This is a genomic window from Streptomyces sp. SID3343 (genome assembly GCF_009865215.1).
In the GTDB taxonomy this organism is placed as follows: Bacteria; Actinomycetota; Actinomycetes; order Streptomycetales; family Streptomycetaceae; genus Embleya.
Genome location: NZ_WWJX01001283.1, coordinates 1 through 604, shown reverse-complemented (window position 1 = coordinate 604; position 604 = coordinate 1). Strand labels below are relative to the sequence as shown.

Annotated in this window: 1 pseudogene; it reads left to right on the top strand. The window is 67.5% G+C overall.

Going from position 1 to position 604, the window contains the following annotated elements:
- Positions 1-493: pseudogene (locus GT354_RS40230) on the top strand (hypothetical protein); the annotation flags it as partial.
- Positions 494-604 lie beyond the last annotated feature (111 nt).

Here is a 604-nt window from a genome sequence, read left to right as displayed (position 1 = left end):
CAAGAACGAACCCGACGCCGCCGACTTCTACTACGGCGAGTGCGAGATGCACCGCCACGACCACAAACGTCCCGCCGGTGAACGCGCCCTGATCACGGCCTACTGGGCCCTGTCCGGCTACGGCCTCCGCGCTACCCGCGCCCTGACCTGGCTCGGTCTCGCCATGACCGCCACGGTGCTCGCGATGATGCTCTGGGGGCTGCCCACCGACGACCCCAAACCCCAGGTCGTCGGGAAACAGGTCACCCCCGGACAGGACGTACGCCTCACCGTCGACACCCCCGACCCGGAGCTGACCGGCCCACCCCACGAACGGCTGACCGGCAAGCGCGCCGAGAAGGCAACCCGGGTCGTCCTGAACTCCCTGGTCTTCCGCTCCAGCGGCCAGAACCTCACCACCGCGGGCACCTACATCGAGATGACGTCCCGCTTCCTCGAACCCGTCCTCCTGGGCCTCGCAGCCCTCGCCATCCGAGGCCGCATCAAACGCTGAACCCACTGACATTTGGTCATGGCGAGATCCGCTGGCGAGTTCACGTCCGAAAACATCTTTCAGGCGGGCGCGTTCGCATCTTTTGGGTGAAGTCCCCGCGCGCCGGGCGGG